Annotated in this window: 16 protein-coding genes; 7 read left to right on the forward strand and 9 right to left on the reverse strand. The window is 70.1% G+C overall.

The features are described from left to right. Nucleotides 1–3: 3 nt before the first annotated feature. From BM004_RS07535 to czcI, 4 genes are all read right to left on the reverse strand, one after another. A complete protein-coding gene (locus BM004_RS07535; protein WP_093212283.1) occupies nt 4–3,204 on the reverse strand; it encodes a CusA/CzcA family heavy metal efflux RND transporter in 3,201 nt (1,066 codons plus the stop codon). A 9-nt stretch (nt 3,205–3,213) separates the two neighbouring features. Then, nucleotides 3,214–4,620, reverse strand: a complete 1,407-nt coding sequence (locus BM004_RS07540; RefSeq protein ID WP_093212285.1) for an efflux RND transporter periplasmic adaptor subunit — start codon at nt 4,618–4,620, stop codon at nt 3,214–3,216. 18 nt (nt 4,621–4,638) lie between these two features. Continuing rightward, the gene (locus BM004_RS07545) at nt 4,639–6,009 is read right to left on the reverse strand and encodes a TolC family protein (RefSeq protein WP_093212287.1); all 1,371 of its coding nucleotides are present in this window, start codon (nt 6,007–6,009) and stop codon (nt 4,639–4,641) included. 98 nt (nt 6,010–6,107) lie between these two features. After that, nucleotides 6,108–6,482, reverse strand: a complete 375-nt coding sequence (czcI, locus tag BM004_RS07550) for a cation efflux protein, CzcI family (RefSeq protein WP_093128518.1) — start codon at nt 6,480–6,482, stop codon at nt 6,108–6,110. 169 nt (nt 6,483–6,651) lie between these two features. Between czcI and BM004_RS07555 the strand changes: the two genes are divergently transcribed. Both BM004_RS07555 and BM004_RS07560 read left to right on the forward strand, forming a co-directional pair. Further along, nucleotides 6,652–7,329: a heavy metal response regulator transcription factor gene (locus tag BM004_RS07555; RefSeq protein ID WP_093128517.1), complete on the forward strand. Its 678-nt coding sequence runs from the start codon at nt 6,652–6,654 to the stop codon at nt 7,327–7,329. Next, nucleotides 7,326–8,657: a heavy metal sensor histidine kinase gene (locus BM004_RS07560; protein WP_093212289.1), complete on the forward strand. Its 1,332-nt coding sequence runs from the start codon at nt 7,326–7,328 to the stop codon at nt 8,655–8,657. The genes BM004_RS07555 and BM004_RS07560 overlap by 4 nt, the downstream gene beginning before the upstream one ends. 29 nt (nt 8,658–8,686) lie before the next feature. Here BM004_RS07560 and BM004_RS07565 read toward each other — a convergent pair whose 3' ends face one another. Both BM004_RS07565 and BM004_RS07570 read right to left on the reverse strand, forming a co-directional pair. Continuing rightward, complete coding sequence (locus tag BM004_RS07565) at nt 8,687–9,967, reverse strand: cation:proton antiporter (protein ID WP_093212291.1); 1,281 nt, start codon at nt 9,965–9,967, stop codon at nt 8,687–8,689. Nucleotides 9,968–10,190: 223 nt separating this feature from the next. Next, nucleotides 10,191–12,557, reverse strand: coding sequence for a heavy metal translocating P-type ATPase (locus BM004_RS07570; RefSeq protein WP_093212293.1), 2,367 nt, complete (start codon nt 12,555–12,557; stop codon nt 10,191–10,193). A gap of 70 nt (nt 12,558–12,627) precedes the next feature. Between BM004_RS07570 and cadR the strand changes: the two genes are divergently transcribed. Then, nucleotides 12,628–13,098, forward strand: coding sequence for a Cd(II)/Pb(II)-responsive transcriptional regulator (gene cadR / locus BM004_RS07575; RefSeq protein WP_093128512.1), 471 nt, complete (start codon nt 12,628–12,630; stop codon nt 13,096–13,098). Between the two features lie 6 nt (nt 13,099–13,104). On the opposite strand, the gene BM004_RS07580 is transcribed toward cadR, so the two are convergent. Further along, on the reverse strand, nt 13,105–14,004 hold the full coding sequence (locus BM004_RS07580; RefSeq protein WP_093212295.1) for a LysR family transcriptional regulator: 900 nt from the start codon (nt 14,002–14,004) through the stop codon (nt 13,105–13,107). A 154-nt stretch (nt 14,005–14,158) separates the two neighbouring features. On the opposite strand from BM004_RS07580, the gene BM004_RS07585 reads away from it, so the two are divergent. From BM004_RS07585 to BM004_RS07595, 3 genes are read left to right on the forward strand one after another with little or no spacing between them, the layout of a single operon-like run. Next, complete coding sequence (locus tag BM004_RS07585; protein WP_093212297.1) at nt 14,159–15,160, forward strand: Bug family tripartite tricarboxylate transporter substrate binding protein; 1,002 nt, start codon at nt 14,159–14,161, stop codon at nt 15,158–15,160. A gap of 25 nt (nt 15,161–15,185) precedes the next feature. Continuing rightward, entirely contained in the window at nt 15,186–16,649 is a 1,464-nt protein-coding gene (iaaH, locus tag BM004_RS07590) for an indoleacetamide hydrolase (RefSeq protein ID WP_093212299.1), read from the forward strand. Between the two features lie 14 nt (nt 16,650–16,663). After that, a complete protein-coding gene (locus BM004_RS07595; protein ID WP_093212301.1) occupies nt 16,664–17,449 on the forward strand; it encodes an aldolase in 786 nt (261 codons plus the stop codon). Between the two features lie 61 nt (nt 17,450–17,510). On the opposite strand, the gene cysE is transcribed toward BM004_RS07595, so the two are convergent. Further along, nucleotides 17,511–18,299: a serine O-acetyltransferase gene (gene cysE, locus BM004_RS07600; RefSeq protein WP_093128504.1), complete on the reverse strand. Its 789-nt coding sequence runs from the start codon at nt 18,297–18,299 to the stop codon at nt 17,511–17,513. A gap of 48 nt (nt 18,300–18,347) precedes the next feature. Then, a complete protein-coding gene (locus BM004_RS07605; protein WP_256219823.1) occupies nt 18,348–19,181 on the reverse strand; it encodes an RNA methyltransferase in 834 nt (277 codons plus the stop codon). Nucleotides 19,182–19,298: 117 nt separating this feature from the next. Between BM004_RS07605 and BM004_RS07610 the strand changes: the two genes are divergently transcribed. After that, the gene (locus BM004_RS07610) at nt 19,299–20,366 is read left to right on the forward strand and encodes an inositol monophosphatase family protein (protein WP_093212303.1); all 1,068 of its coding nucleotides are present in this window, start codon (nt 19,299–19,301) and stop codon (nt 20,364–20,366) included. The last annotated feature ends 1 nt before the right edge of the window (nt 20,367 follow it).

Consider the following 20,367-nt stretch of genomic DNA (forward strand, 5'->3'; position numbering starts at 1 on the left):
GGGCTACGACTGCGTCGCCTGCACGGCGGGCACCGCATTCACCTCTTCTTCCTCGTCGCGCCGGTACGCCATGCGGTACAGCAACGGCAGCACCAGCAGCGTCAGCGCGGTCGACGACAAAATGCCGCCGATCACCACCGTCGCCAGCGGCCGCTGCACCTCGGCGCCCGTGCCGGTGGCGATCGCCATGGGCACGAAGCCCAGCGACGCCACCAGCGCCGTCATCAGCACCGGGCGCAGCCGCGTGAGCGCGCCTTCGCGGATGGCCGCGTCCAGCGGCAGCCCGCCTTCGCGCAGGTTGCGGATGAACGAGATCATCACCAGCCCGTTGAGCACCGCCACGCCCGACAGCGCAATGAAGCCCACCGCCGCCGAGATCGACAGCGGAATGTCGCGCAGCCACAGCGCCACGATGCCGCCCGTGAGCGCGAACGGGATGCCGGTGAACACCAGCAGGCCGTCCTTCAGGTTGCCGAACATCGCGAACAGCAGCGTGAACACCAGCAGCAGCGACACCGGCACCACCACCTGCAGCCGCTCCGTGGCCGAGGCCAGGTTCTCGTACTGGCCACCCCACGCGGTCCAGTAGCCGGCGGGAATGTTCACGCTGCGCATGGCCTCCTGCGCTTCGGCCACGAAGGACCCCAGGTCGCGCCCGCGCACGTTGGCGCTGACCACGATGCGGCGCTTGCCGTCCTCGCGGCTCACCTGGTTCGGTCCGGGCGCGATGTCGAGCGTGGCCACTTCGCCCAGCGGAATGAAGCTGGTGCGCAGGGCCTCGCCGCCCGCGCCCGCGCCCGTACCCTTGGGCAGCGCCACGGGCAGCCGCTTGATGGCCTCCAGGTCGGTGCGCAGGTGCTCCGGCAGCCGCACGATGATGTCGAAGCGCCGGTCGCCGTCGAACAGCGTGCCCGCCTCGCGCCCACCCACCGCGATGGAAATCGCGTCCTGCACGTCGCCCACGTTGAGGCCGTAGCGCGCGGTCTTCTGGCGGTCGATGTTCACGGTGAGCATCGGCAGGCCTGTCGTCTGCTCGACCTTCACTTCGGCCGCGCCGGGAATCTTGCCGAGCGTCTCCGACACCTGCGCGGCCGTCTTGTTGAGCACGTCCATGTCGTCACCGAAGATCTTCACCGCCACGTCGCTGCGCACGCCGGAGATCAGTTCGTTGAAGCGCAGCTGGATCGGTTGCGAGAACTCGTAGTTGTTGCCCGGCAGTTGCTCGACCTCTTCCTGCACGGCCGCAAGCAGCTCGGCGCGCGTGCGGCGCGACTTGCCTTCGAGCGCGGGCCACTCGCTCTCGGGCTTGAGCATGATGTAGCCGTCGGAGATGTTCGGCGGCATCGGGTCCGACGCGATCTCCGCCGTGCCGGTGCGCGCGAAGACGCGCTCGATCTCCGGAAACTTCGCCTTCAGCGTGCTTTCCAGCTGCTTCTGCATCTCGACCGACTGCGTGAGGCTGGTGCCCGGAATGCGCAGCGCCTGGATCGCGAAGTCGCCCTCGCTCAGGCTCGGCACAAACTCCGTGCCCAGCCGCGTGGCCAGCAGGCCCGACAGCAGCACGGCCACCACCGCGGTGGTGATGACCAACGGCTTGGCGCGCATCACGCGCGCCAGCAAGGGCTCGTAGCCGCGCTTGGCCCAGGCCATCAGCTTGTTCTCTTTCTCGCTGACCTTGTCGCCGATGAACAGCGCCACGGCGGCGGGAATGAAGGTGATCGACAGGATCATTGCGCCCAGCAGCGCAATCACCACGGTGAAGGCCATCGGGTGGAACAGCTTGCCCTCCACGCCCGTGAGCGCAAAGATCGGCAGGTACACGATCATGATGATCAGCTGGCCGAACAGCAGCGGGCGCCGCGCCTCCTGCGAGGCCGCGAACACCTCGTGGAAGCGCTCGCTGCGCGTGAGCGGGCGCCCGTGCTTTGCCTGCGCATGCGCCAGCCTTCGCACGCAGTTCTCCACGATCACCACCGCCCCGTCGATGATGATGCCGAAGTCCAGCGCGCCCAGGCTCATGAGGTTGGCGCTGACCTTCTGGTTCACCATGCCGGTGAAGGTGAAGAGCATCGACAGCGGAATCACCAGCGCGGTGATCAGCGCCGCGCGGATGTTGCCCAGGAACAGGAACAGCACGGCAATGACCAGCACCGCGCCCTCGAACAGGTTCTTCTTCACCGTGGCGATGGCCTTGTCGACCAGCACCGTGCGGTCGTACACCGTCACCGCCTTCACGCCGGCGGGCAGCGAGCGGTTGATCTCCTGCATCTTTCTGTCGACCGCCTGCGACACCGTGCGGCTGTTCTCGCCGATCAGCATGAACACCGTGCCCAGCACCACCTCGCGGCCGTTGTCGGTGGCCGCGCCGGTGCGCAGCTCCTTGCCGATGCCGACCTCGGCCACGTCCTGCACGCGCAGGGGAATGCCATTGGCGTTGCCCAGGATCACGTTGCCGATGTCCTCGGCCGACTTCACCTGCCCCGGCGCGCGAATCAGGTACTGCTCGCCGCGCTTCTCGATGTAGCCAGCGCCCACGTTGGCGTTGTTGCGCTCCAGCGCGGTGACCAGGTCGGTCATGGTGAGGCCATGGGCCAGCAGCTTGGCCGGGTCGGGCGCGATCTGGAACTCCTTGGCGTAGCCGCCGATGGAGTTGATCTCGGTCACGCCCGCCACGTTGCGCAGCTGCGGCTTGATGATCCAGTCCTGTATTTCGCGCAGGTCGATCGGTGAATAGGGCTTGCCGTCGGCCTTCTTCGTGCCCTCTTCCGCCTCCACGGTCCACAGGTAGATCTCGCCCAGGCCGGTAGAGATGGGCCCGATCACCGGGGAGATGCCGCCCGGCATGCTCTCGCGCGCCGACTGGATGCGCTCGTTGACCAGCTGGCGCGCAAAGTAGATGTCGGTGCCGTCCTTGAAGATCACCGTCACCTGCGAGAGGCCGTAGCGCGAGAGCGAGCGCGTCTGCTGCAGGCCGGGCAGGCCGGCCATGACGGTCTCGATCGGGTAGGTCACGCGCTGCTCGGTCTCCAGCGGGGAGTAGCCGGGCGTGGCGGTGTTGATCTGCACCTGCACGTTGGTGATGTCGGGCACGGCGTCGATGGGCAGCTTCTGGTAGCTGAAGACGCCCAGCGCCGCCATGCCGAGCACGGCCAGCAGCACGAGCCAGCGCTGCGCAATGGAAAAACCGATGATGCGTTCGAACATGCGGCGTCCTCAGTGCGTGTGCGTGGCCGAGCTCTTGCCCTGCTGCGACTTCACGACGAAGCTGCCGCTGCCCGCATGGCTGGCGCCGGGCGCAAGGCCGCCGACGATCTCCACGCGCTTGCCGTCGCTGCGCCCGGTCTGCACGTGCTGCGGCACGAAGCCGCCGGGCACGCGCAGGAACACGGTGGGCTTGTCTTCGACGGTCTGCAGCGCCTCGGCCGACACCGTCACCGGCGCATCGGCCTCGGAGGCAACCAGCTCGACATTCACGAACAGCCCCGGTCGCCAGATGCGCTGCGGGTTGGTCAGCGTGACGCGCGCGGTGGCGGTGCGCGTCTGCGCGCCGATGAGCGAGCCCACGTACGACACCTTGCCCGTGGCCGCCTGGTCGAACGCGCTGGCGCGGATGGTCACCGGCTCGCCGATGCGCACCAGGTTCAGGTTGCCGGCCGCCACGCTGATCTCGGCCCACACGCTCGACAGGTCGGAGATGGTGAAAACGTTGACGTCTTCCTTCACCGACTCGCCCAACGCGATGTGCTTCTCGACCACCATGCCGTCGAAGGGCGCGCGCAGCTCGTAGCGGCCGAGCGCCGCCGAGGCCGGCGTGGCACCGAGTGCCAGCAGCTTCTGGTTGGCGTTGGCCACGGCGATCTGCGCCTCCTGCAGCGCCTGCTCGGCCTGCAGGTAGTCCTGCTGCGGGGAGATCTTTTCTTCCCACAGCTTCTTCTCGCGCTCGTGGGTCGTGCGGGCCAGCGCCAGGCGGCGCTGCGCCGATTGCAGCGCGCTGCGCTGCTCGGAGAGCGAAGGGCTCGACAGCACCGCCAGCACCTGGCCGCGCCTGACCTCCTGCCCCAGGTCGGCCGACACGCTGTCGACCACGCCCGCCACGCGTGGCACCACGTGGGCGGTGCGGTCTTCGTTGAACTTGATCTCTCCGGGCAGCTGCAGCGACAGCTTGATGCGCGCGGGGCCCGCGCCTTCGATGGCGATGTCGGCGGACTTGATCTGCGCGTCGGTGAAGGCGATCTTTTCTTCCTTGTGTTCTTCCTTGTGCGCTTCCTTGCCCTCTTCCTTGTGATCGCCCTTGTGATCGCCCTTGTGATCGTCCTTGTGCTCTTCCTTTTCTTCCTTCTCGGCCTTGCCCTCCGCGTGGTGCTCCTTGTCGGCATGGCCCGCGGCCTCGCCGTGGCTGTGGTCGTGGTCCTCTTCCTTGCCGTGGGCCTTGCCCTCTTCGTGGTGTTCACCGTCGCCGTGCCCGGCCGCTTCGGAATGACCGGCGGCCTCGGGCTTGGCCGGCGAGGTGCGCAGGATCATCGCGCCCGCGCCGAGGCCCAGGGCCAGGACCACCGCGATGGCGATCCACTGCTTCTTGCCGACGCGCTCGGCAAGGGATGTGCGTTGTTGTGCGTTCATGGTGTGTGAGCTTTCCTGTCAGCGCGCGACGGGTGTCGCGAGCGAGATGTCATCGCCGTGGCGGCCCAGCAGCCGGTCGAGTTCGCCGGCCGCGCGGTGCGCGTCGGCCAGTGCCAGCAGGTACTGCGCGCGCACCTGGAACAGCGTGCGTTGCGCGTCCAGCGCCTCCAGGAAGCTGAACTTGCCCAGCTCGAAGCCCTTGGTGGCGGCCCTGTAGGCGCTCTCGGCGCCTGGCAGCGCGTCGCGCTGCAGCGTCTGGGCGGTGGCCCGCGCGGAGCGCAGGCGCTCGGTGGCCTGCGCCACGTCGGTGCCCAGTTGCAGTTCGGCCGCGGCAAGGTCGTCGCGCGCCTTCTCCTCGCGGCTCAGCGCCTCGGCCACGTTGCCGCGGTTGGTGTCGAAGATCGGCAGCGGCACCGACAGGCCCAGCACCACCTGGTTGCGCCGCCCGCCCCCCATCTCGCCTTCGGAAGAAGGCACGCGCTTGGCGCCGAGCGACACGGTCAGGTCGGGCACGCGCCTGGCCTGCTCGAGGTCGGACAGCGCCCGGCGCCGCTCGACCTCGAGCCGCGCCTGCCGCAGCACGGGCGCGTCGGCCAGTCGGGCTTGCGCGTCCTGCGGCGGCGCCATGGCCGGCAACTGGTCGACCGCGCCGTCCACCTGCGTGAAGCGCGGGCTCGGGTTGCCCCACGACGCCGCGAGCTGCTGGCGCGCCGAGCGCAGCGTGCCTTCGGCCTGCAGCAGTTCGACGCGAATGCCGGCCTCGGCCACGCGCGCTCTGGTTTCCTCCAGCGGCGACACCTTGCCCGCCGCCACGCGGTTGGCGGCGGCGCGGGTGCCCGTCTGCGCAAGGCCGACCGAGTCCTGTGCCAGGCGCAGGCGCTCCTGCGCGGTCAGCACCTCGAAGAAGGCGGTGACCGTGGCCGCGCGGACCTCGGCGCGGCGCGCAGCAAGCGCCGACGCGGCCTGGTCGCGTGCGCGTTCGGCCGCCGTCACGCGCGCGGCGCGCTTGCCGCCCAGTTCGATGGGCTGGCTCAGCTGCAGCGTGGTGGTGCGGTTGTCGCGGCGCAGGTCTTCCACCTGCGCGTCGAGCGTGGGGTTGGGCCAGGCGCCGGCCTGCACGATGGCGGCCTCGGTGGCGTCCTGTTCGCGCGCGGCGGAAGACAGGCCCGGGTTGGCCTGCAGCGCCATCGCAATGGCGCCCTGCAGGTTCAGCGGGCCGATCGGCTCCAGCGTGCGGCCGGATGAAGGCCGGGGAACGGCCGAAGTCTGGGTCTGCGAGGCCTGTGAGGCCTGTGAGGCCTGTGAAACCTCTGAGCCCTCTGAGCCCTCTGAAAGGGCCGGGGTCGCCGCCATGGCCAAGACGGCCAGCGGCACGAAGAGCGTGCGCATCGAATTCTCCTGGGTTGCAAAACAACGGACGGACGAATTCGGCGAGAGCTCAGCTGACGGTGAAGTTCAGAAGAAGTGGGGTGTGTTCTCTCGCCGAATCAAAGGGCGAGAGACCAGTCGGGACGCACCGGAACGTCGGCGATGTGCGAGGCGAAGCGCTCGGCGTGCATGGCACGCAGCGGCTGGGCCACGCGCGCGATGGCGGGCATGGGCTCGCCCGTTGCGTCCGCGTGCTGCGCCCAGCCCGCATGGCAGACCGCGCAGTCGCCGACCACGGCGTTGGGCTGGGTGCTGGCGTTCTTCTGCGCGCCCTCGCCGCTGTGGCTGCGGTCGGTGCCGCGGCTTTCGCTTTCGTGGTGGCCCCAGTGCTCGGGCTGCGTGTCGCGCTCATGCTGGCAATACGCCGATGCCGCGGCCCAGCTCAGCTGGAGCGGCAAGAGTGCAAGCAGGAAGATGAGGAGCCAGCGGCGCATGGAGGCAAAAAGTATATCGGCGGCGTGCATGGAGCCTTGCGCCACGGAGCCTAAAGCCCCGCGGCCTGGAGGCCCGGCGCAATGTATGACAACAACACAAGTGCTTGTCCGTCGATAGGATTACTAAATCGTAATCTCTGTATCGAAAGTGCTTGGGTACCATTTGCCCATGCGCATTCTTGTCATCGAAGACGAGCCCAAACTGGGCGATTACCTTAAAAAAGGCCTTGAAGAGAACGGATACGTGGTCGATATCGCCCGCGACGGTATCGAAGGGAGGTTTCTCGCCACCGAAGGCGACTATGCGCTGGTCCTGCTCGACGTACAGCTCCCCGGCATCGACGGTTTCGCGGTGCTGCAGGCCATACGCCGGACCAAGAACGTGCCCGTGCTGGTGCTCACCGCGCGCGACAAGGTCGAAGACCGCGTGCAGGGCCTGCAGCAGGGCGCGGACGACTACCTCGTCAAGCCCTTCTCCTTTTCCGAACTGCTCGCGCGCGTGCAGGCGCTGTTGCGCCGCGGCAAGCTGCAGGAGTCGACGGTGCTGCGGCTGGCCGACCTCGAGGTCGACGTGGTCAGCCGCAAGTGCTTTCGCGGCCGCACGCGGCTCGAGCTCACGGCCAAGGAGTTCACGCTGCTGCTGGTGCTGCTGCGGCGGCGCGGGCAGATCCTGTCACGCACCACGCTGGCCGAGCAGGTGTGGGACATGAACTTCGACAGCGACACCAACGTGGTCGAGGTGGCCGTGCGGCGCCTGCGCAGCAAGCTGGACGATCCCTTCGACGTGAAGCTGCTGCACACGGTGCGCGGCATGGGCTACGTGCTGGAAGACCGCTCCTGGGCATGAGCCCGCGGCCGCATTCGCTGCAGCGCCGCCTCTCGCTCTGGCTGGCCGCGCAGACCCTGTTCGGGCTCAGCGTCATCTGCCTGGCGATCTACCTCGTCACCGCCTGGAACTTCGGCCAGAAACAGGACGAAGTGCTGGCCCAGAAGGCCGCGCTGGTGCGGCACCTGCTGCAGGAGGCGGAGAAAGGCGGCGACCTGGTCTTTCTGCGGCACAAGCTCGACGACTTCTTCTCGATGCAGGACGACGTGTCGCTGCGCATCTCGCATGCGGGCCGCGAGCTGTTCCGGTCCACGCCCGCCAGCAGCGGGCGCTGGCTGCACCGCGACCTCGAGGTGCCCTGGACCCAGGCCGGCGCGGTCACGCCGCTGTCGGTGGAACTGGGCATGAACGTGACGCAGGAGGCGCGGCTGCTGCAGCGCCTGGCATGGACGCTGTTGGGGGCCGTGGTGCTGGGCACGGCGCTGGTCTCGCTCACGGGCATGTGGCTGGTGCGGCGCGGCCTGCGGCCGTTGAAGGCGCTGGCCGAGCGCACCGCGGCCATGGCGCCCGACAGGGCCAACCAGCCGATCGACGCGATGGCCTTCGCCGAAGAGCTGCGCCCGTGGATCACGCAGTTCAACGCGCTGCTGCTGCGCGTGCAGCGTGCCTATGTGCAGCTCGAATCCTTCAATGCCGACGTGGCGCACGAGCTGCGCACGCCGCTGGCCAACCTGATCGGCGCTACCGAACTCGCGCTCACGCGCCCGCGCAGCAACGAAGAGCTGCAGGGCGTGCTGGCCTCCAACCTCGAAGAGGTCGGGCGGCTCTCGGGCATCGTCACCGACATGCTGTTTCTCTCGCAGGCCGAGCGCGGCGTGCCGATGCGCACGCGCGCCGCCACCAGCCTGGCCGTGCAGGCGGGCGACGTGATCGACTTCTACGACGCCATGCTCGAGGAGGCCGGCCTGCGCGCCGAGGTGACGGGCGACGCCACGGCCGACGTGGACGCCGCGCTGGTGCGGCGCGCCCTCTTCAACCTGCTGGGCAACGCGGTGCGCTTCGCCGCGCCGGCGTCGGTCATCCGCATCGAGATCGGCCGCGACCCGCAGGCAGGTGACGCGTTCGCCGTCACCGTGGCCAACCGGGGCGAACCGATCGACCCGGCCGCGCTGCCGCGCCTGTTCGAGCGCTTCTACCGCGCCGCGCAGGCGCGAGACGGCTCGACCCGGCACCACGGGCTGGGCCTGTCGATCGTGGAAGCCATTGCCCGCATGCACGGCGGGCGCGTGTTCGCGTCGAGCGAAGATGGCGAGACGCGCATCGGATTCACGGTGCAGCGCGGCGGCTGAGCCGCGCCGGACCTCGCCTCAGGGAGTTGTCAGGACTTGGCGGCCGCGCCGCCGACCTCGGCCGCCTCCGCCGCGGCCGCCGCTGCCCCGCGCGCCTTGCGCCCGATGAACAGGTTGATCAGCGGTCCCGTCATCGCGGTGGTCGCCAGCGCCATCACCAGCAGCATGGTGAACAGCTCGGGGCCGATGAGCCCGGCGTCCAGGCCGATCTTCATCACGATGAGCTCCATCAGCCCGCGCGCGTTCATCAGCGAGCCGGTGGCCAGGCTGTCGCGCCAGCCGTAGCCCGCCATGCGCGCGCCGGCCGCGCCGCCGGCGACCTTGCCCAAGGTGGCCACAGCCACGATCAGCAGCATCGCGCCCAGGCTCGCGCCCGTGAAGGCGCTGGCCGTGGTGCCCAGGCCCGCGAGCGCGAAGAACAGCGGCATCAGCACGACGATGGAAATGGGTTCGATGCGCTCGGTGAGCGACTTCAGCAGCCGGTCGTCGCGCGGCAGGCAGACGCCGAACAGGAAGGCGCCGAACACCGCATGCAGGTGCAGCCACTCGGTCGCCAGCGCGGTCACGAGCAGGCCGAGCATGAGCGCGGCCATGACGGTGGTCGAGGGCTCGCCGCCGGGCGCCCTGGTGCGCAGCAGCCAGGCAAAGGCCGGCTTCGCGCCCAGGAACAGCACGCACAGCACCACTGCCATGCCCAGCGTGGTCTTGAGCAGGCCGTGGTAGCCCTCGCCCGCGCCGACCATCGCGACCACGAAGGCCAGCAGGATCCACGCGAACACATCGACCACCGCGGCGGCGCCGAGCGACAGCTGGCCGAAGGGCGTGCGCGTCATGGCGCGGTCCTTCAGGATGCGTGCCATCACGGGGAACGCGGTGATCGACAGCGCCGCCGCGATGAACAGCGCGAACGGCCAGAAGGCCACGCCGGCCGGTGCCAGCGACGGATGCAGCGCGGGCGCGATGGCCACGCCCAGCGCGGCCGGCACCACGATGCTCAGCACGCCGACATAGCCCGCGGAACGCAACTGCTCGCGCACGCCCTGCGACGCGCGCAGCTCCAGGCCCACCACGAACATGAACAGCACGAGCCCCAGCGTCGAGAGCGACGAGAGCCCCTGCAGCGATTCCTTGGAGAACAGCTGCGCATGCAGCGACGGAAACAGCGCCCCCATGACGACGGGGCCGAGCATCAGGCCGGCCGCCATCTCGCCGACCACCGCCGGCTGGCCTACATGACGCAGAACCCAGCCGCACACGCGTGCGGTGGCGAGGATGACGATGAGTTGCAGCAGCAGCGAGGTGGCGGACATGGGAGCGGGATGCGGGGAATGCAGGGAGCGCGGGGGCAGGCGAAGCGGCACATGTTAGTGCCCTCGCGTGACGCGCTCAACCCGCCCTGCTCACGCCGTGCACCCGCCGTGCGCCCGCTGCGCGCCAGCAGCCGCTGGCTTGCTGCCCCGCGCCGGCCATCGCCATCGCGCTGCTCGCGGCAACCGCGTTGCCGCCAGGCGCAAGGCGGACGCAGGTACCGGCTCAGTCCTTCGGCGCGCGCATCAGCCGCAACCCGTTCGCCACCACCAGCAGGCTCGCGCCCATGTCGGCGAACACGGCCATCCACATGGTGGCGCTGCCGAACACCGCGAGCACGAAGAACACGGCCTTGATGCCCAGCGCCAGCGTGATGTTCTGCCACAGCACCGCATGCGCGCGGCGCGACAGGCGGATGGTCTCGGGAATGCGGCGCAGGTCGTCGTTCATGATGACCACGTCGGCCGCTTCCATCGCGGTGTCGGTGCCGGCGCCGCCCATGGCGAAGCCGATGTCGGCCTGCGCGAGCGCGGGCGCGTCGTTGATGCCGTCGCCGGTCATCGCGGCCGCGCCGTAGCGCTGCTGCATGGCCTTGATGGCGTCGAGCTTTTCCTCGGGCAGCAGGTTGCCGCGCACGTCCTCGATGCCGGCATGCGCGCCGATGGTCCTGGCGGTTGCGGCGTTGTCGCCGGTGAGCATCACGGGCACCACGCCCAGCGCGCGCAGCTCGGCCACCGCGGCCTGCGACGACGCCTTGATGGTGTCGGCCACCGCGAACAGCGCGAGCACGGCCGTGTCCGAGGCCAGCAGCGTGACGGTGCGGCCGGCTTCCTCGTGCTGCTTGAGTTCGGCTTCGAGCGCGGGCGTGCACAGGCCGCGCTCTTCGATGAGCCGGTGGTTGCCGAGCACATAGGTCTGGCCCGCGACCACGGCCTGCACGCCGCGGCCGGGCAGCGCGGTGAAGTCGCCGGCTTCCTCCGCGCGTGCGCCCTTCAGTCCTTCGGCAATCGCCTTCGACACCGGGTGGTCCGAGCGGCCCGCGATGCTCGCGGCCGTTGCGAACACCACCGCCTCGTCGGCCGACGCACCGGCCGGCGCACCGTGCAGCGACGACGCCACCAGCTTCGGCTTGCCTTCGGTGATGGTGCCGGTCTTGTCGAGCGCGATCGCCTTCAGCTTGCGCGCTTCTTCCAGGTAGGTGCCGCCCTTGATGAGGATGCCGCGCCGCGCGGCCGAGGCCAGCGCGCTCACCACGGTCACAGGGGTGGAGATGACCAGCGCGCACGGGCACGCGATGACCAGCAGCACCAGCGCCTTGTAGAGCGCCTGCGTCCAGGTCCAGTCCATGAACAGCGGCGTGAACAGCGCGACGGCCAGCGCCAGCACGAAGACGGTGGGCGTGTAGACGGCGGCGAACCGGTCGACGAAGCGCTGCGTGGGCGCGCGCGAACCCTGCGCCTCCTCGACCGCGTGGATGATGCGCGCGAGCGTGGTGTTCGACGCCACCGCGGTCACGCGAAACTCCAGCGCGGCGGTCTGGTTGATGGTGCCCGCGAACACCGGGTCGCCCACGGTCTTGTCGACCGGAATGCTCTCGCCCGTGACGGGCGCCTGGTCGATCGCGCTGGCACCCGCGGTGACGATGCCGTCCAGCGGCACGCGTTCGCCGGGGCGGATGCGCGCCACGGCGTCGAGCGCCACCTCGCCGGCCCTCACGGTCTGCCAGCTGCCGTCGGGCTGCTTCACCTCGGCCTGCTCGGGCGCGAGCGCCAGCAGGCTCTGGATGGCGTTGCGGGCACGGTCCACGGCGCGCGCCTCGATGAGCTCGGCAATGGCATACAGCGCCATCACCATCGCGGCCTCGGGCCACTGGCCGATGACGAAGGCGCCCGTGACGGCCACGGCCATCAGCGCGTTGATGTTCAGGCGCCCGCGCACCAGCGCGGCGAAGCCCTTCTTGTAGGTGTCCAGGCCCGCAAGGCCGATGGCGCCCAGCGCGAGCGCCATCTCGGCCGCCATGAAGGCCTTGCCGTCGAAGCCCATGAAGGAAATCGACTCGGCCGCGATGGCCAGCACCAGCGCGGCCACCAGGCGCACCAGCCCCGCGTTCATGCCGGCGATCGTCGCGGGCGCGGCGGCCGGTGCCGCACCGCCCTGCACGTCCACCGGCTCGGGCTTGAAGCCGGCCTTGCGGATGGCGTCGAGCGCCTGGGGCAGCGCGCCTTCGTCGGTGGTGATGGCCATGGTGCGCTCGCCGAGGCGAAAACGCAGCGCCTTCACGCCGGCAATCGGCTCCAGCGCGCGGCGGATCTCGGACTCTTCCACCGCGCAGTCCATGGTGGGAATGCGAAACAGCAAGGCGCCCTTGGGCAGGTCGGCCGGCGTGGCGGACGCCGTCGAGCCGCGGACGACGGGGCTGCCGCAGCAGGCGGGCTCGGCGTGGGCGTGCGCGTGGGCGGGGGCATGCGCGTGGCCGTGCCCTTCGTGCGCGTGACCGTCGTGGTCATGTGCATGGCCATGGTCGTGCGCATGGTCGTGGCCGTGCGGGTCTGCTTGGGGAACCTTGAGGTTCAGGGCGCTTTCGTTCGTCATGGAATCGATTGGAAACCCTGAAGCAGGTGTAGAGTCAAACGCTCATTTCCACCCGTTCGGATACCGCATCATGAAAATCGGTGAACTGGCCAAGGTCACGAACACGCCGGTCGAAACCATCCGGTACTACGAGCGCGAGCACCTGCTGCCCGAGCCCGCGCGCACCGACGGCAACTACCGCATCTACGACGAAGACCATGCCCAGCGCCTGGGCTTCATCCGCCGCTGCCGCTCGCTGGACATGACGCTCGACGAGATCCGCAGCCTGCTGAAATTCCGCGACGCGCCGCAGGAGGACTGCGGCCAGGTCAACCAGCTGCTGGACGACCACATCGGCCACGTGGCCGCGCGCATCGCCGAACTGAAGACGCTCGAGAAGCAGCTGAAGGCGCTGCGCCAGCAATGCGGCGGGCCCGAGTCGGCCAACGCCTGCGGCATCCTGCAGGAGCTCGACACCGCCGCGCTCGCGCCCGACACCTTCGGCCAGCATGCGGGCCATGTGCACGGCGCACTGCATGCGCCGGCCAAGCGCGGCGCCTGACCCCGCCTACGCCTCGTTTTCCGGCTCGCCGCCGAGCGCCGACAGCCGCTGCGCAATGCCGATGGCCTGCGCCACCCACTGGTTGCCGCAGTGGTGCCGCCGGATCGCCGCCACCTTGCGCTCGAAGCGCCCGCCCACGATGCGCACGCGCTCCAGCCCGCGCGAGGCCACCATCGCCGCGCCCAGCCGCGCCGGAAGAATGCCCATGCCGCAACCCGCCGCCGCCAGGTCGAGCGTGAGTTCGACCGAGTTGCTCTCGATGGCCGGGAGCAGCGGCCGCCCGCATTCGCGCTCGACGATGCGGCGCAGCACGTAGGGCCGCGGCGGCAGTATCAGCGGCTGCGCAGCCAGCTGCGCCACCGCGATCTCGCGCGGCAGCCCCTGCCCCGCCAGCCGGTAGCCCACCAGACGCTCGTCGTGCAGCAGCACGCGCTCGACTTCCTCGGAGTCGATGGCCACGTCGTAGACGAAACCCATGTCGGCCTTGCCGCGCACCACCGCCTCGACCACGTCCTGCGAGCTGGCCGTCATCAGCGTGAGCCGGGCCGTCGCGCCCTGCTGGCGGAAGGCCACGGCCAGGTCGGGCAGCAGATAGGCCGCCAGCGTGTTGACGGTGGCAATGCCCAGGTGATGGGTGGAGGCGCCGGCGGCGGCCGCCGCGCCCATGGCATGGTCGATCTGCTCGAACGCCGGCTCCAGCCGTGCCAGCAACTCCGCGCCCGACGCGGTGAGCGCAATGCCGCGCCCGTGGCGGCGGAACAGGGCAAAGCCCAGTTGCTCCTCGAGCCGGCGGATCTGCTTGCTCAGCGCCGGCTGCGAGATGACCAGCGTCTCCGCAGCCTTGCGCAGCGAAGGCGAGCGCGCGGCAAACACGAACTGCCGCAAGGCGTGGTCTGAGGTGTCCATGGGAGGCAAAGGCTAGCGCATCCAGGGCCGAGCCGTGCGGTCTTGCAGCGGGCGAGCGATAACCCGGGGTTATCTCTGGAATGCGGCGCGGGCGGTTTCTCCGGTGGGCGCAAACACGGAGCATGGCCGCTTCCCACCTCACGACGGAACCGACATGCAACGACGCCAGCTTCCCGCCGCGCTCTTCGCGCTTTCAGTGGCCACGCAGGCCGTGCGCCCTGCGCTGGCGCAACCGGCCTCGGCTTCCGCGGCGGCTTCGCCGTCTTCGCGCGCGGTGCGCCTCATCAACGGCTTCTCGGCCGGCGGCGCGGTCGACACGCTGTCGCGCGCCGTGGCCGAGCGCCTGGGCGCGGTGCTGGGCCAGCCCGTGGTGGTCGACAACCGGCCCGGCGCCTCGGGAATGATCGCGGCCGACGCGGTGGCGCGCGCCGCGCCCGACGGCCTCACGGTGGGTGTGCTCGACGTCGGCGCGCTCGCCGTGAACCCGGCCTTGCAGAAGCGCCTGGCCTACGACGCGGGCAAGGACTTCGCGTACATCGGCCTGGTCGCGCGCATCCCGCTGCTGCTGGTGGCGCACCCCTCGGTACCCGCGGCCAACCTCAAGGAACTGACGGCGCTGCTGCGCGCCAACCCCGGCACCTATGCCTACGCCACGGCCGGCATCGGCAACCCGCTGCACCTGGCCATGGAGGCCTACCGGCAGGCCAGCGGCGTGAAGGTGGTGCACGTGCCGTACAAGGGCGCGAGCGCAGCCGTGCAGGACGTGCTGGGCGGGCGCGTGCCGCTGATGTTCATCGACGTCAACACCAGCGCGCAACACCTTCGCGCGGGCACGCTCAAGCCCTTGGCCATCGCCACGCGCGAGCGCAACCCCACGCTGCCGGGCGTGCCCACCTTCGCCGAATCGGGCTTCCCTGGCTTCGAGGCCACGCCGTGGATCGGGCTGCTCGGGCCGGCCGCGCTGCCGGCCGACACCAAGGCGCGCATGGCCGATGCGTTGGCCCAGGTCATGGCGCAGCCCGACACGCGCAACAGGATCACCGCGCTGGGCTTCGTCGCGCTGCAGGACGGACCCGATGCGTTCGCCAGGCTGGCGGGCGAAGATCGCATCGCCTATGCGAAGCTGATCCGCGAGCGCGGCATCTCGCTCGACTGACCCGATCGACCTGCTGGAGGTTTCCATGACGACACCCGACATACCCGAACTCAGCGCCGTCGAGGCGCTGGCTGCGTTCGACAACGGCACGCTGACCTCGGAGGCCTATGTGCAGGCCCTGCTCGCGCGCGCCCAGGCGCTGCGCTCGCTCAACAGCTGGATCACGCTCGATGCGCAAGGCGCGCTGCAGGCGGCACGCGCCGTGGACGCCGCCCGTGCGCGCGGAGACAAGCTCGGCGCGCTGGCCGGCCTGCCGCTCTATATCAAGGACAACATCGACACCCAGGGCATCCGCACCACCGGCGGCACGCCCGCGCTCAAGGACTTCGTGCCGCGCGCCAATGCGCCGGTGCTGGAGCCGCTGCTGGCGGCCGGCGCCATCGTGCTGGCCAAGGCGAGCCTGCACGAGCTCGCGTTCGGCAGCACCTCGAGCAACGCGGCCTTCGGCTTCGTGAAGAACCCGTACGACACGGGGCGCATTCCGGGCGGCTCGTCGGGCGGTACCGCGGCCGGCATTGCCGCGCGCATTGCGCCCGCAGGGCTGGGCACGGACACGGGCGCGTCGGTGCGGCATCCGGCGTCGTTCTGCGCGCTCGTGGGCCTGCGCCCGTCGGTGGGCAACGGCGGCGCCCAGAGGCGCTACCCGGGAGGCGGCGTGGTGCCCATCTCGCGCACGCGCGACACGCCCGGCCCGATGGCGCGCACCGTGGCCGACGTGGCGCTGCTCGACGCGGTCGTCACCGGCGCACCCACGGCCCCGCTGGCGCCCGCAGCGCTCGCGGGCCTGCGGCTCGGCCTGCCGCGCGCGTACTTCTGGGAGAACCTCGACCGCGAGGTCGAGGCCGTGATGAACGCGGCCGTGCAGCGGCTGCGCGAAGCGGGCGTGGTCTTCGTCGAGGCCGACCTGCGGGGCGTGCCCGAGCTCAACGAGCGCGTCTCGATGCCGGTGGCGCTCTACGAGTTCTACCACCGCGACCTCGAGGCTTACCTGAAGGAAGAAGGCCTGCAGCTCACGCTCGACGAAGTGATTGCGCAGGTAGCGAGCCCCGACGTGAAGGGCATCTTCGGCATCGCGAAGGACATGCCCAGGGCCGCCTACGAGGACGCCATCGGCGTGCACCGGCCGAAGCTCGTCGCGGCCTATGCCGACTACTTCTCGGCGCATGCGGTCGAGGGCGTGCTGTTCCCGACCTGCGCCATTCCGCCGCCGCCCATCGACCCCGACTTCACGGGCAAGGTCGAGATCAACGGCGTGCGGCAGCCGGGCGGCCCCGCCGCGCTGTTCCAGGTGCTGATCCGCAATGTCGATCCCGGCAGCAATGCCGGCATCCCGGGCCTCGCGCAGCCGGCCGGCATGACCGCGGGCGGGCTGCCCGTGGGCCTGGAGATCGACGGCCCGCTGGGCAGCGACCGGCGGCTGCTGGCCATCGGCCTGGCCATCGAGCAGCTGCTGGGCAAGCCCCCGGCGCCCCCTGTCACTTCCCTTTGACGACCCCACGCACCATGAACACACCTGAGCGCGCCCAACTGCGCGACACCGTCAACGGCACCCTCGGCTCGCCGCTGCGCCCCGCGCCCCACTGGACGCTCGAACAGAAGATGGCCATCGCCTGCCGCTACCTCGCGCTGCAGGAGCACTGCGAAACGCTGGCCGGCCAGATGACCGTGCGCCTGGGCGAAGGCCGCTTCGCGACCACGCCCATCGGCGTGGCGTTCGACGAGATGCGCCCCGGCGACATCCTCGTGGTCGACGACGAACTTGCGCTGCTCGAGGGCCGCGGCATGGCCAACCCCGCCACGCGCTTTCACATGTGGGTGTACCGCGCGCGGCCCGACGTGGCCTGCATCATCCACACGCACCCGCCGGCCACGTCCGCGCTGTCGATGATCGAAGAACCGCTGGTGGTGGCGCACATGGACCAGACGCCTTTCTTCAACGACTGCGCGTTCCTGAAGGAATGGCCGGGCCTGCCGATCGCCGACGACGAAGGCGTGGTGATCTCGGCCGCGCTGGGCGGCAAGCGCAGCATCCTGCTTGCGCACCACGGCCTGCTGACCGCCTGCGCGACGCTCGAGGAGGCCACCTACATGGCGGTGCTGCTGGAGCAGGCCGCGCGGCGCCAGTTGATGGCGGCGGCGGCCGGCACGGTGCATCCGGTGGCGGACGCGCTCGCACAGGAGTCGCACGACTTCCTGCTGAAGCCGAGCATCGTGAACGCGACCTTCGCGATGTATGCCCGCCGCGTGCTGCGCGCGGGGCATCCGCAGGATGACTTCCTGGGCAATTGAGCCGGTACGGCCCTGAACACGGCTTGCCGGGGGCCGCGGCGGCCCTGCTGCCCCGCTGCCCCTACTTGCCCACCAGCTGCGTGAGCTTCTCCGCCTCGAAGCTCTCGTCGCGCGCCGCATCGCAGGGCACGCAGTCCTTGGTGCCCGGTTGCGCCGACAGCTTCTCGATGGCCTGCCACAGCAGCGCGATCTGGTGCTCCTGGCTGGAGGCGTTGTCGATCAGCCCGCGCATGGCCTGGCTCAGCGGGTCGTCTTCCTGCGTGATGCCGTAGGCGGAAAACTTCTGCGGCGCGGCCACGTCGGCGCCCTCTCCGGCTTCGCCGGCCTCGCCGCTCTTCGACGGAATGATGCGCGCGGGAATGCCCACCGCGGTCGCCCCGGCCGGCACCGGCTTGATGACCACCGCGTTGCTGCCGATCTTGGCGCCGTCGCCCACGACGAAGCCGCCCAGCACCTTGGCGCCCGCGCTCACCACCACGTTGCGGCCCAGCGTCGGATGCCGCTTGGCGCCCTTGTAGAGCGAGGTGCCGCCCAGCGTCACGCCCTGGTAGATGGTGCAGCCGTCGCCGATCTCGGCGGTCTCGCCGACCACCACGCCCATGGCGTGGTCGAAGAACACCCGCTCGCCGATCTTGGCCGCGGGGTGGATCTCGATGCCGGTCAGCCCGCGTGCCACGTGCGCGATGAAACGCGCCGGCCACTTGAAGCCATGGGTCCAACAGGCATGCGCCCAGCGATGCAGCACCACGGCATGGAAGCCGGGGTAGACCGTGATCACTTCCCAGGCGCTGCGGGCGGCCGGGTCGCGTTCGAGGATGCACCGGATATCGGCGCGCAGGCGAGAGAACATCGCTGCCTTCTTGTCGTTATATGGTTATGTCGACGGGGGGCGCGCAGTCTATAGCCCGCTGTCATCGCGTACGGGCGATGGGGTCTTAGCCTCGGGCCCGGGCGCCGCGGCGGCGCCGACAAGCGGCTTGACGGCGTCGCGCGGCGGCTTGGTGGTGTCGCGCGGCAGCTTGGTGGCGTCGCTCATGGCCTTGGCGATGCCGCGCAGGATGTGGATCTCTTCCGGCGTGGGCTGGGCCCGGTTGAACAGCTGCTGCAGCCGCGGCATGAGCTTCTTGGGCGCCGCGGGGTCGAGAAAACCGATGTCCACCAGCGAGCGCTCCCAGTGCTCGAGCATGCCGGCCACGGCCTGCGCGTCGGCCACCTGCACCGGCGCCGTGGCCTCTCGCACGCCGTAGCCGCCCAGGGCCAGCCGCCATTCGTAGGCCACCACCTGGATGGCCGCGCCCAGGTTCAGCGAGCCGAATTGGGGGTCGGTCGGAATGGTCAGCGCCACATTGCAGCGGTAGACGTCTTCGTTTCGCATGCCGAAACGCTCGGAGCCGAACAGGAAGGCCACGTGCTGGTCGGCTTGCTGGCCCAGTGGTTCGAGGTGCTCGCGGGGCGTGCGCGTGGGCGGGCCGAAGTCGCGCGGGATCATGGCCGTGGCGCACAGGTGGGTCACACCGTCCAGGGCATCGTCGAGCGTCTCGACGATGCGGGCGTTGGCCAGCACGTCGAGCGCGCCGCTCGCGCGCTGGATGGTTTCCTCGCGCCGCAGCACGTTGGCCCAGCGCGGCGCGACCAGCACCAGGTCGGTGAAACCCATGGTCTTCATGGCACGGGCGGCGGCGCCCACATTGCCGGCGTGGCTGGTCTGGATCAGGATGAAACGGGTGCGCATGACGGGTTTAGCAGACACAAAACGGCGGAGCCGGTAAAATCCCCCGATTCTCGCCGCCCGCATCGCCGGGCCGCTCACGGGGCGCCAAGCCCCTCCTCTTGCTCTTCTCACAATCCAATGTCGTCCCCCAACCTGCATCCCATGCTCAATGTGGCCGTCAAGGCCGCACGCGCCGCCGGCGCGATCATCAACCGCGCTGCCCTCGACGTCGAGTCCGTGCGCATCTCCCAGAAGCAGGTCAACGACTTCGTCACCGAAGTCGATCACGCCAGCGAGAAAGCGATCATCGAGACGCTGCTCGGCGCGTACCCGGGGCACGGCATCCTGGCCGAGGAATCGGGCACCGAGCACGGCGCCAAGGATTCCGACTACGTCTGGATCATCGATCCGCTGGACGGCACCACCAACTTCATCCACGGCTTCCCGGTGTACTGCGTGTCCATCGCGCTGTCGGTGCGCGGCAAGATCGAGCAGGCGGTGGTCTACGACCCGAGCCGCAACGACCTGTTCACCGCCACCAAGGGCCGCGGCGCCTACATGAACGACCGGCGCATCCGCGTGTCCAAGCGCACGCGCCTGAACGAGTGCCTGATTTCGACCGGCTTCCCGTTCCGCACCGGCGACAACTTCAAGCAGTACCTGGCCATCATGGCGGACATGATGCCCCGCGCGGCCGGCCTGCGCCGCCCCGGCGCCGCCGCGCTCGACCTGGCCTACGTGGCCGCCGGCTTCACCGACGCCTTCTTCGAAACCGGCCTGAACCCCTGGGACGTGGCCGCGGGTTCGCTGCTGGTCACCGAGGCCGGCGGCCTGATCGGCAACTTCACGGGCGAGCCCGAGTTCCTCGAGCAGCGCGAATGCCTGGCCGGCGCCCCGCGCATCTACGGCCAGCTGGTGCCGCTGCTCGCCAAGTACTCCAAGTTCGCCAACGTCGACGACAAGCTGCGCGCCAGCGACCGCGTGCGCGCGGTGTCCGCCTCGACCAAGGCCAACGCGGAAGACGCATCGGTCGACCTGTACGCCCGCAGCACGGTGCCCGACTTTGCCGACGAGGCCGCCGAAGGCGCTGAAGGTGCCGCGCCCGCCCCCGCCGCGGCGCCCGCGCCCCGCAAGCTCACGCGCATTCGCCGTGACGCGCCCCCCGCCGCCGGTGCCCGCTCCGAGGGCGACACGTCCGCCAAGTGAC

The sequence above is a fragment of the Variovorax sp. OK212 genome (assembly GCF_900112425.1).
Lineage (GTDB): Bacteria > Pseudomonadota > Gammaproteobacteria > Burkholderiales > Burkholderiaceae_C > Variovorax.

Bases quoted from the DNA above. Each gene is read 5' to 3' on its own strand.
- BM004_RS07535 (WP_093212283.1), bottom strand. From the start codon at position 3,204: ATGTTCGAACGCATCATCGGTTTTTCCATTGCGCAGCGCTGGCTCGTG.
- BM004_RS07540 (WP_093212285.1), bottom strand. From the start codon at position 4,620: ATGAACGCACAACAACGCACATCCCTTGCCGAGCGCGTCGGCAAGAAG.
- BM004_RS07545 (WP_093212287.1), bottom strand. From the start codon at position 6,009: ATGCGCACGCTCTTCGTGCCGCTGGCCGTCTTGGCCATGGCGGCGACC.
- czcI (WP_093128518.1), bottom strand. From the start codon at position 6,482: ATGCGCCGCTGGCTCCTCATCTTCCTGCTTGCACTCTTGCCGCTCCAG.
- BM004_RS07555 (WP_093128517.1), top strand. From the start codon at position 6,652: ATGCGCATTCTTGTCATCGAAGACGAGCCCAAACTGGGCGATTACCTT.
- BM004_RS07560 (WP_093212289.1), top strand. From the start codon at position 7,326: ATGAGCCCGCGGCCGCATTCGCTGCAGCGCCGCCTCTCGCTCTGGCTG.
- BM004_RS07565 (WP_093212291.1), bottom strand. From the start codon at position 9,967: ATGTCCGCCACCTCGCTGCTGCTGCAACTCATCGTCATCCTCGCCACC.
- BM004_RS07570 (WP_093212293.1), bottom strand. From the start codon at position 12,557: ATGACGAACGAAAGCGCCCTGAACCTCAAGGTTCCCCAAGCAGACCCG.
- cadR (WP_093128512.1), top strand. From the start codon at position 12,628: ATGAAAATCGGTGAACTGGCCAAGGTCACGAACACGCCGGTCGAAACC.
- BM004_RS07580 (WP_093212295.1), bottom strand. From the start codon at position 14,004: ATGGACACCTCAGACCACGCCTTGCGGCAGTTCGTGTTTGCCGCGCGC.
- BM004_RS07585 (WP_093212297.1), top strand. From the start codon at position 14,159: ATGCAACGACGCCAGCTTCCCGCCGCGCTCTTCGCGCTTTCAGTGGCC.
- iaaH (WP_093212299.1), top strand. From the start codon at position 15,186: ATGACGACACCCGACATACCCGAACTCAGCGCCGTCGAGGCGCTGGCT.
- BM004_RS07595 (WP_093212301.1), top strand. From the start codon at position 16,664: ATGAACACACCTGAGCGCGCCCAACTGCGCGACACCGTCAACGGCACC.
- cysE (WP_093128504.1), bottom strand. From the start codon at position 18,299: ATGTTCTCTCGCCTGCGCGCCGATATCCGGTGCATCCTCGAACGCGAC.
- BM004_RS07605 (WP_256219823.1), bottom strand. From the start codon at position 19,181: ATGCGCACCCGTTTCATCCTGATCCAGACCAGCCACGCCGGCAATGTG.
- BM004_RS07610 (WP_093212303.1), top strand. From the start codon at position 19,299: ATGTCGTCCCCCAACCTGCATCCCATGCTCAATGTGGCCGTCAAGGCC.